The sequence below is a fragment of the Rothia sp. HMSC066G02 genome (assembly GCF_001813145.1).
Classification (GTDB): Bacteria; Actinomycetota; Actinomycetes; order Actinomycetales; family Micrococcaceae; genus Rothia.
This window is the reverse complement of sequence record NZ_KV811586.1, coordinates 237,104-246,191: the sequence shown is the minus strand read 5'-3', so window position 1 is coordinate 246,191 and position 9,088 is coordinate 237,104. Positions and strand designations below refer to the sequence as shown.

At 61.1% G+C, this 9,088-nt stretch carries 7 protein-coding genes and 1 other RNA gene; 7 read left to right on the top strand and 1 reads right to left on the bottom strand.

Annotation, left to right across the window (positions count from 1 at the left end):
* Positions 1–140: 140 nt before the first annotated feature.
* An RNA gene (ffs, locus tag HMPREF2894_RS03675) (signal recognition particle sRNA small type) lies at positions 141–237 on the bottom strand.
* A 228-nt stretch (positions 238–465) separates the two neighbouring features.
* Between ffs and HMPREF2894_RS03670 the strand changes: the two genes are divergently transcribed.
* The 7 genes from HMPREF2894_RS03670 to purQ all read left to right on the top strand — a co-directional run bounded on the left by HMPREF2894_RS03670 (position 466) and on the right by purQ (position 9,080).
* Positions 466–3,264 carry a DNA polymerase III subunit gamma and tau gene (locus HMPREF2894_RS03670; protein ID WP_049353413.1) on the top strand — a complete coding sequence of 933 codons (2,799 nt, stop codon included), beginning with the start codon at positions 466–468 and terminating at the stop codon, positions 3,262–3,264.
* Positions 3,265–3,442: 178 nt separating this feature from the next.
* Positions 3,443–4,609: a recombination mediator RecR gene (gene recR / locus HMPREF2894_RS03665; protein ID WP_070677851.1), complete on the top strand. Its 1,167-nt coding sequence runs from the start codon at positions 3,443–3,445 to the stop codon at positions 4,607–4,609.
* A gap of 187 nt (positions 4,610–4,796) precedes the next feature.
* Positions 4,797–6,092 (top strand): aspartate kinase, encoded by a 1,296-nt coding sequence (locus HMPREF2894_RS03660; RefSeq protein ID WP_070505882.1) that lies wholly within the window; start codon positions 4,797–4,799, stop codon positions 6,090–6,092.
* Between the two features lie 227 nt (positions 6,093–6,319).
* A complete protein-coding gene (locus HMPREF2894_RS03655) occupies positions 6,320–6,781 on the top strand; it encodes a helix-turn-helix domain-containing protein (RefSeq protein ID WP_049350495.1) in 462 nt (153 codons plus the stop codon).
* A 52-nt stretch (positions 6,782–6,833) separates the two neighbouring features.
* A complete protein-coding gene (locus tag HMPREF2894_RS03650) occupies positions 6,834–7,787 on the top strand; it encodes a 3-methyladenine DNA glycosylase (protein ID WP_070677849.1) in 954 nt (317 codons plus the stop codon).
* Positions 7,788–8,010: 223 nt separating this feature from the next.
* Complete coding sequence (gene purS, locus HMPREF2894_RS03645) at positions 8,011–8,262, top strand: phosphoribosylformylglycinamidine synthase subunit PurS (RefSeq protein ID WP_005507194.1); 252 nt, start codon at positions 8,011–8,013, stop codon at positions 8,260–8,262.
* Between the two features lie 5 nt (positions 8,263–8,267).
* A complete protein-coding gene (purQ, locus tag HMPREF2894_RS03640; protein WP_070677847.1) occupies positions 8,268–9,080 on the top strand; it encodes a phosphoribosylformylglycinamidine synthase subunit PurQ in 813 nt (270 codons plus the stop codon).
* The last annotated feature ends 8 nt before the right edge of the window (positions 9,081–9,088 follow it).

The following is a 9,088-nucleotide window of genomic DNA, read 5'->3' as shown; positions in this document are numbered from 1 at the left end:
GGGCATGAAAAAACCTCCTACGCAACCGCTGAAACCCAGGATTCCGAGCGAGCGAGGATATAAATCCTGGGTTGAAGCCGTCGAACGACAGTGAGACGGGTATGACGGGCGTGAACTACCCAGGTGCCTGATTTTGGGCATAGAAAAACCCCTTACGCACCCGTCATAGCTCGAATACCCTTGCTACCTTCCGGTCCTGGGGGAGTTTTCCAAGATAACGCCACGTAAGAGGCAAGAACCAGTGTACCGGATTTTTGGGTTCTTGGGAATTCGGTGTGTTCGCGGTATTTCTGTGGGCGTACATGCCGCCCGGGTGAGCGCCCGGGTGAGTGTCCATAGTAGGTGTCGCGGTGGCGGTGGTGCGGTGGCGTGTTCACCGGTGACTGTCGGCCACTCGGGCCGAGAGTAAAGCGTCTAAAATGGTAGGGATTGTCCTATCCGCACCCCCGAGTTGAAGAGGTTGCCGTGAGCACTGCCCTTTATCGTCGTTATCGCCCCGAAACCTTTGCTGAGGTTATCGGGCAGGAGCACGTGACCGAACCTCTTATGGTCGCCTTGGAGAAGAACCGTGTGAATCACGCGTACCTGTTTTCGGGTCCGCGTGGTTGCGGTAAGACCACGTCGGCGCGTATTTTGGCGCGTTGTTTGAACTGTGCGCAGGGTCCGACTCCTACTCCGTGTGGTGTATGCGATTCGTGCCGTGAGCTCTCGCGTGATGGTGGCGGTTCTCTTGACGTGATTGAGATGGATGCGGCGAGCCACGGCGGCGTGGATCATGCCCGTGACCTGCGTGAGCGCGCTACTTTGGCGCCGGTGCGTGACCGTTACAAAATCTTCATTATTGATGAGGCGCATATGGTGACCCGTGAGGGTTTCAATGCGCTGCTGAAGATTGTGGAGGAGCCGCCGGAGCACGTGAAGTTTATCTTCGCGACGACTGAGCCGAATAAGGTGTTGGGTACGATTCGTTCGCGTACTCACCATTATCCGTTCCGTCTGGTTCCGCCGGAGGTTCTTCTGCCATTCCTGCAGGGCCTGTGCGATCAGGAGCAGGTGCCGGTTGAGCCGGGTGTATTGCAGCTGGTGATTCGTGCTGGCGGCGGTTCGGTGCGTGATTCGCTGTCGATTCTTGATCAGCTGATGGCTGGTGCGTCGTCGCAGAACGGTATTGAGTATGACCGTGCGGTGGCGCTGCTGGGTTATACCCACGCGCAGCTTCTGGATGAGGTTATTGAGGCGTTGGGCGCGAAGGATGCGCCGACTCTCTTTGGTGCGGTGTCACGTGTGGTGGCGACCGGTCAGGATCCTCGCCGTTTTGTGGAGGATCTGCTGGAGCGCCTGCGTGATTTGATTGTGGTGAAGGCTGTTCCGCAGGCTGCCGGCCAGATTTTGCAGGGTGTTCCGCAGGATCAGTTGGAGCGTTTGGCCCAGCAGGCTCAGGCTTTGGGTGAGCGTGAGCTGACGGTTGCTGCGGGTACGGCGAATGAGACTCTGAATGGTATGACGGGTGCGGCGAATCCGCAGCTTCAGCTGGAGTTGCTGTGTGCTCGTCTGCTTCTGCCTGCGGTGGAGGGTTCTGCCGGTGGTGCGGAGGTTGCGGCGTTGGCTTCTCGCCTGCAGGTTTTGGAGCGTCGCGTGGCTTCTGGTGCTGCTGGTTCGGCTCCTGCTGGTTCTGGTCCGGCGCAGGGTGGCATGTCTGCTGCTCGTGCGGCGGGTATGGCGGCGGCTGGTCTGACGCCTAAGACCCAGGCTTCTAGCGCCCCGGTTCAGGAGGCGGCTCAGCCCGCGCAGCAGGTAGCCCCTCAGCGGGGCGGCTCTCAGCAGGCTAGCGCGGGTGCTCCCCCGCTGGCAGGTGCGCCCCTTAGTGCTGCACCTCTGGCACCGACCGCGCAGGAGTCCGCACCTGCGGCTGGTGCTCCCCTAGCGGGTAACGCCCCGGCGACACCGGATACCCCCGCTTCTTCTGTAGCTGATGCCGCTGCGGCGGGTGCCCCCTCCGCGCCTCTGAAGCTTGACCCGAACGATCCGCTGGCGGCGGTTCAGGGTAATTGGCGTGCCATTCTTAACCGAATGAGCGTTCCCGGTGCGGCGGAGCAGCTGATGAAGGTTCGCCCCGCCCGCATGGACGGCGCGACCCTGTACGTGAGCGCCGACATTGCGACTTTGCGCGCGGTCAAGGGCTTTGTGCCCGAGCTGACCGCCCGCGTGAGTGAGTTCCTGCGCCGTCAGGTGACCATTCACGCTCAGGTGGCGAAGCCCGGCGAACAGGTCAAACCCGTAGCTCAGCCTGCTGCGCCCAGTGCTCCCGCAGCTCAGCCTGCAGTTCCGGCGGCTGTTGCCCCGCAGGCGCCTCAGCAACCCGTTCAGCAGACTCCCCCGCAGCCCGCTCAGCCGGCCCCGCTGGCTGATGGTCCGCGCGGCGGTGAGGATGCGTGGCGTCGCCACGGTCAGCCGCTGACCGGCGCAAACACCCCCGAGTCTACGAGCGTGGATGCGCCCCTGGGTGCGTGGGAGGTTGCCCCGATTCCGCAGAGCGCCCCCGAGGAAGCACCTCAGCAGGCTGCCCCGGCTGTACCGGCTACGCCGCAGGCACCGGCTGGTCCGCTTGCGCCTGAGCCCCCGGCAGCCCAGCAGGTTCCGGCTGGTCAACAAGTTCCGGCAGCTCAGCAGGTTCCGGTTGCTCCGGCGGGCGGTTTTGGTGAGCGTGATTCCTTTGCGGCCTCCGGTAGTGGAGTTCCGCAGCAGGAGAGCGCTACTGAACCCCAGCATGTACAAGAGCCCCCGTTCTCGCAGGAGCCCCCTCACATGGAGGAACCTCCGTATGAGGAGGAGCCCCCTTTTGAGGATGAGCCTGCCTACGCTGAACCGGTTGAGGCACCCACCGCGCCCGCAATGCCTGCTCAGCCTGTAGCACCGGCAGGCCCACTTGCTACTCCGGTTGAGCCTGCTGGTCCGCTCGCTACTCCGGTTGAGCCTGCTGGTCCGTTGGCAGAGGCACCGCAGGCGGCACCGGCTGATACTGCTCCGGCAAGCGATGAGAAGCCCGCAGCACAGGCTTCTAACGCACCTGCCACACCGACTCCTAATGCGCCGACTCCCAGCGCACCGGCGGCACCGGCTCACCCGGCACGCGCCGCGTCCGATGAGGACTACGTCTCTGAGGATGACGAGAAGGTCGAAAACAGCACCTTCATCGGTCTGCGCGCTATCGAAAAAATTATTGGTGGCACCGTCATCGACGAACGCCCCCTGCACCAGCCCTAATCCAGGGTTGTAGGTGCCGCGCCCGCCATCGCACCGATGGCGGGCGCACTCATTCCAGCCGCATACTCGCTACGCGAAACGCCCCTAAACTGTCAGGGTTTGGGTGCATACTCATAACGTCGCCCAAGAACAGCGCACCAACGCACCAGCACAACACACCGCACCTGAAGGAGAAGCCATGTACGAGGGAGCAGTTCAAAACCTCATTGACGAGCTCGGCCGCCTGCCGGGCGTGGGCCCCAAGTCGGCTCAGCGCATCGCTTTTCACATTCTGAATGCGGATGCTGCCGATATGGCGCGCCTAGCCAACGCCATTTCCACGGTGAAGACCAGCGTCAGTTTCTGCGAGGAGTGCGGTAACGTCTCCGAGACAAAGCTGTGCACAATCTGTCGTGATGAGCGCCGCGACCCGTCCGTGCTGTGTGTGGTCGAAGAATCGAAGGACGTGGTGGCGATTGAACGCACCCGTTCCTTTACCGGCCGCTACCATGTGCTCGGTGGCGCCATTAACCCGCTGGCGGGTGTGGGCCCGGAGCAGCTGCGTATTCGTGAGCTAGTGTCCCGCCTGGCGGATGAGCGTATCCAAGAGATTATTCTGGCGATGGACCCGAATCTTGAGGGTGAGGCGACCGCAACCTACCTCTCGCGCATGCTCGTGCCACTGGGTGTGCGTCTGTCGCGTCTCGCGTCGGGTCTACCGGTCGGTGGCGACCTGGAGTACGCGGACGAGATTACCCTGGGCCGCGCGCTGGAGGGCCGCCGCGTCATTAGCGAGGGCACGGCGGTGGCTCATACTGCCGCCGAGGATTTTGAGCGCGTGAACCGTGAGGAGGAGCAGGAGCGTGAGCAGGCGGCTCAGGTTCAGGCTCAGGAGGCGAAGCAGAGTCGTCGCCGCTGGAATTCGAGCATGTTTGATGACCTGGATTCTGAGGATTCTGCAGGTTCCCGCACGGAGGCGCCCGCCGGCGTGCAAGGTACGGTGGATGAGCAGCTGATTGAGCAGGTCCTCCAGGAGGCTGAGGAATCCAGCGACAAGGAATCCGGCGCGGAAGAATCCCGCCGTGAGGGCTCCCCCACCGATTCTGGTGCGGGCTCTACACCTGAATTGGCAGAAGCAGAAGCAACCCCTGACTTGGGCGAAAACTCCGGCGAGGAGGCTCCGGCGAGCGCCGCCTCCGAACCCACTGAGGCACCCGCAACCGAGCAGGCGGAAGATGCGCCGGAGGTGTTCCGCACCCCCGACTATGAGGAGAAGATCCGCACTATTCAGAACGCCCCGTTGCGCACCCCGAAGCCGGATGTTCCGCCGCTGCCGGGTGTCACTTATGTGAACCCGTGGACCTAAAAACTCGCCTCCGCGGGCGTGCTGTACCCGCCTCCGCATCCCGCGTCACCACCGCGTAATACTACGTAATATTTCACGGGGCAATACATACGGGTGCACAGTTAGCCGCTTGCACTGAACGCCGTCTACTATAAATGAGGAGCCGGCGCCTGCCGGTAGCACACAAGTAACTGACCTGGAGATATCAATGAGCCTGATCGTCCAAAAGTTCGGCGGTTCCTCCGTAGCTGATGCGGAGGGTGTAAAGCGCGTTGCCCGCCGCGTCGTGGACACTCAGAAGGCAGGTAACGATGTGGTCGTCGTGGTGTCCGCTATGGGTGACACCACCGATGAGTTGCTCGACCTTGCCGCAGAGGTCACCAGCAATGTCGTTCCCTCGCGTGAGCTGGACATGCTGCTGACCGCCGGTGAACGCATTTCGACCGCCGTCCTGTCGATGGCCATTAACGACCTGGGCGCTAAGGCGCAGTCCTTCACCGGTTCGCAGGCTGGCATGATTACCGACGGCGTGCACGGTTCGGCGCGCCTCGTGGAGGTTCGCCCCGATCGCATCCGTGAGTCCGTCGAGGCCGGAAATATCGCGATTGTGGCCGGTTTCCAGGGCATGAACCGTCAGAGCGGCGACATTACGACCCTGGGCCGCGGCGGCTCCGATACGACCGCCGTTGCGCTGGCCGCCGCGCTGAACGCCGATGTGTGCGAGATTTACTCGGACGTGGACGGCGTGTTCACCGCCGACCCGCGCATCGTGCCGACCGCGCACAAGCTGGATACCATCACCAGCGAGGAGATGCTGGAGATGGCGGCGAACGGTGCAAAGATTCTGCACCTGCGTAGCGTCGAGTATGCTCGTCGCTTTAACTTGAAGCTTCACGTGCGTTCTTCGTTCTCGGACCTTGAAGGCACTATCGTGGTTCCGGAGGAGTCCGCGGAACTGACCCCCATTCATCTGAAGGAGATTCCCTTGGAGCAGCCCCTGATTTCCGGTGTCGCGCACGATCGCACCCGCGCAAAGATTACCGTTGTTGGCGTTCCGGACGTTCCCGGTTCGGCCGCTAAGGTGTTCGGCCTGATTAACGAGGCGAAGGTAAACCTGGACATGATTGTTCAGAACGTTCCCACCGACCGCCCGAACGTGACCGACATTTCCTTCACTCTGGATCAGGCTCAGGGCGACGCTGCGCTGAAGGCGCTGAAGGCTGCGCAGGCTGAGTTGGGTTTCCAGGAGGTTATTTACAACGAGTCTGTGGGTAAGCTGTCGCTGGTTGGCGCGGGCATGAAGACCAACCCCGGCGTTTCGTTCACCTTCTTCGAGGCTCTGTCCTCGGCGGGCGTAAACATCGACATGATTTCGACCTCTGAGATCCGTATTTCGGTGATTACTGAGCTGAGCAAGCTGGATGAGGCTGTTCGCGCGGTGCACACTGCGTTCGGTCTGGATGCTGAGGGTGAGGCTACTGTTTACGGTGGTACTGGCCGCTAGAGTTTAGCTCGTTTGTGAGCTGTACGCTTCGGGAGGGGCGGTGCTGGTTTGGTCCGGCGCCGCCCCTCCCTTTTGTCTGTCTACAGGTGAAATAGCTGAAACGCTTTACAGTTATTTCAGATAGGGGTAGGGTTGTATCAACCACAATGAGCCTCCAACCGAATGATATGCACCCCACCGACGTGGCATCTTCGGATGCTTATTCGCCCACCCCCAAGGAGAAGATAATGACCACCACCCTAACCAGCCCTCTGGAGGAAGATACCCTCAATCAGGCTCGCGCAGAGGCACGGGAGATTCTTAAGAACTCTGAAGAAATCACCATTGAGCTGACCGTTTCGGGCCGAGAAAGCCAGCAGCTTGGCGATGCCCTCAGCCAGGTCATTCAGCATGTCCTGCATGCCCTGGCTAACGGGCAAAGTATCGATGTTCAGGTTGTCCCTCACGATTTGACGACGACGGTTGCGGCGCAGCGCATCGGTGTTTCCCGCCCGACACTCATGAAGGCTATTCGTGCGGGTGAGTTGCCTGCACATAAGGTGGGTAGCCACTTCCGTATCCGCACCGAGGATGCTGACACTTTCCGTAAGGGACTTCTCAAGAAGACTGTTACTCAGAAGGAGCAAGCTCTCAAAAAGCTCTGGGAACTCGAGGATGAACACGGTCTTGTTGACACCTTCACTGAATAAAGTAGTTTTACTTTCTGCCCTACCTTGTCGCGGCATCGTTTAGGCTAGAAGCATGAGTAGTGTTGTGTTTTCCCAGGTGATGGATGCCCGTCAATGGCGTGCCGCAGAGGCAGCACATGAGGCGCGTGCCGGCCGCTACGCCGACCCGTTTGCGCAGCGTCGCGCCCGCCACGAAGTGCACCCCGTGGAAGACTTCCTCTTCACCTACTACACGCTCAAGCCCGGCCAGTTCAAGCGCTGGCACCCCGGCGCCGGCGTCATTCTGCTGGATGCACCCGAGCGCGCCTCATGGCGTTTCTACCGGCCCGCAACCGAGCAGGAACTCCTTGACGCTAGCTGCGCCCCGCAGGTGGCGCGTGCCCAGGCGGATGCCGCCTCCGCCGTCACGGTGGACGTCACCGATTTTGTGGAGCGCCGCGCTACCGCCCTCGCCTTCACCCACGAGATCCTGCGCAACACCGCCGCGAAGAAGGGGCAGTTTGGTTGCTTCGGCATGCATGAGTGGGCGATGGCGTACAAGTCAGTGGAGAACAACATCCGCCACGGCTACCTGGAACTGCGCCTGGGCGCGGAGGGTACGGACCGCGTGGTGGAGGAGCACCGCATCCGCTGCTCGCACTTTGATGCGTTCCGTTTCTTCATGCCGCAGGCGGCACCGATGAACGAACTGCAGCCGACCCGCGAGTTGCAGCGCGTCCTGGAGCAGCCCGCGTGCCTGCACGCGAATATGGACGTGTACAAGTGGGCGTATAAGTTGCTGCCGCTGGTTGATTCGACCCTGGTCATGGATTGTTTCGACCTGGCGTGGGATGCGCGCGAACTGGATATGCGCGCCGCCCCCTACGATATTCGCAGCTGGGGATACGAGCCGATTCCGGTGGAGACCACCGAAGGTAAGGCCGAGTACGTGCGGATTCAGCGTGAGCTGTCGGAGCGTTCGATTGAGCTGCGTGAGCGCCTGTTGCAGGTGTGCGAGCGCTACCTGCCGCCGCTGAGTAGTGAGTAGGCTGAGCGGCGAGTAGACCGTGCGGTGAGTAGCTGGTTGGTGGCGGGGGCCAGTTGCGTTTTTGGCGCTGTGGCCTGTGGGTTTGGTGCCCAGCGCGTGAGAAAAGGGTGACTTGGGGCTCTCTATTTGGTAATTGGTGGTCTCGTCATCTCACTTTCCGCTGTACTGGGGTAGAATGAGATACGGCTCATACAGAACCCACGCACCCAAGGAGTGCCCACACATGGCCCGTATTGTTGTTGATGTTATGCTCAAGCCCGAAATTCTTGACCCGCAGGGTAAGGCTATTTCTCACGAGCTGCCCCGTATCGGCGTTGATTCCTTCGTTGATGTTCGCCAGGGTAAGCGCTTCGAGCTGACCGTCGAGGGTGAGGCAACCGAGGAGCACCTCGCGGCTGCCCGCAAGGCTGCTGAAGAGTTGCTCTCGAACCCCGTCATCGAAGACGTTGTGAACGTTTCGGTTCTGGAGGACTAATACCTATGGCAGAGTCCCTCGCACCCACTGAAGTCCCCCTGGTTGGCGACTTCTCTAGCTACTCCCCGAACCCCGCTTTCGCTGACGCACGCGTTGGCGTGGTGACTTTCCCCGGCACCCTGGATGACCGTGACGCTGCGCGTGCTGTCCGTCTGGCTGGCGGTACCGTCGTTGAGCTGTGGCACGACGACGCTGATTTGAAGAACGTTGATGCCGTCATTATTCCTGGCGGTTTCTCCTACGGTGACTACCTGCGTGCTGGCGCTATTGCTGCGAAGGCTCCCGTGATGCGTTCGGTAATTGATGCCGCTAACGCTGCTGGCACCTCCGGTTCCGCTCCCCTGCCTGTTCTGGGTATTTGCAATGGTTTCCAGATTCTGACTGAGTCTCACCTGCTGCCCGGTTCGATGATTAAGAACGATCACCGCAAGTTCATTTGCCGTGACCAGGTTCTGCGCATTGAGAATAACTCCACCTCCTGGACGAGCGATTACGCTGCTGGCCAGGAGATTGTTGTCCCGCTGAAGAACCAGGACGGTCAGTATGTTGCTGACCCGAAGACTCTGGAGGCGCTGGAGGCTGAGGGTCGCGTGGTGTTCCGCTACGTTGGTTTCAACCCGAACGGTTCCCGTAATGACATTGCTGGTATCAGCAATGAGCGCGGTAACGTGGTCGGTCTGATGCCGCACCCGGAGCACGCTGTGGAGCCTGGCTTCGGTCCTTCCTCTTCCGGTTTTGGGGAGGTTTCTCTGCGCGGTGGCGCCGATGGTCTCGGCGTGTTCACCTCGGTTCTTTCCAACCTGATTAACGCCCGCTAACGCACGAC